The organism is Pontimonas sp. (assembly GCF_031581085.1).
Classification (GTDB): Bacteria; Actinomycetota; Actinomycetes; order Actinomycetales; family Microbacteriaceae; genus Pontimonas.
In genome coordinates this window covers 1-500 of sequence record NZ_JAVLBO010000080.1, presented here as the reverse complement: position 1 = coordinate 500, position 500 = coordinate 1, and the positions used below count along the sequence as shown (strand labels likewise).

Annotated in this window: 2 protein-coding genes; both read right to left on the bottom strand. The window is 62.2% G+C overall.

The window, feature by feature from the left end:
* Nucleotides 1-55: 55 nt before the first annotated feature.
* A complete protein-coding gene (locus tag RI518_RS08025) occupies nucleotides 56-310 on the bottom strand; it encodes a hypothetical protein (RefSeq protein ID WP_310689847.1) in 255 nt (84 codons plus the stop codon).
* Nucleotides 307-500: hypothetical protein (locus RI518_RS08020; RefSeq protein WP_310689846.1), on the bottom strand; the 194-nt coding region annotated here is incomplete at its 5' end. The genes RI518_RS08025 and RI518_RS08020, both read right to left, overlap by 4 nt.

Genomic DNA, 500 nt, shown 5'->3' with positions numbered 1-500 from the left:
ACATTGGCCAGCTTGTCCTTTAGTCGATTGATGCGCCACTGCCTGATGCGACCCATCAGACGGCCCTCCGCTCGATGACACGGTTGCACAGCCCGCGCATGGTGCCGATCATGGGTGTGAGGACACCCTCCTCGGTGACCTCATCATCGACCAGCATCTGGACATGCAGCGGTCTGAAGACGCCCACCATGTGCACGGTCCGCAGGTCGATGCTGTCGTACTCGAAGACATAGCGGTCATCTGCACCCGGATAGCGCCCGATGACGCCACGGGCACGCTGTAGCGGGCTGTCGAGGACGTGCTCGTTCATAGTCGTCCCCGCAGCAGCCCACCAGACTGCGGTTCCTCCTCCTTGCGGTTGTCCTCGACGCGGTTCGTCTGGATCGACTCGCCGAACTTGTCCTGCTGCCACCCGTCGACGGACCTGCTCGATCGAGCGAAGTGCCCCATCAGCGCGATCTCGCGGTTCACATCAGCCAGCTCCTGCTTAGAATCAGGCG

Coding starts and splice junctions, on each gene's coding strand:
- RI518_RS08025 (WP_310689847.1), bottom strand. CDS start 310: ATGAACGAGCACGTCCTCGACAGCCCGCTACAGCGTGCCCGTGGCGTC.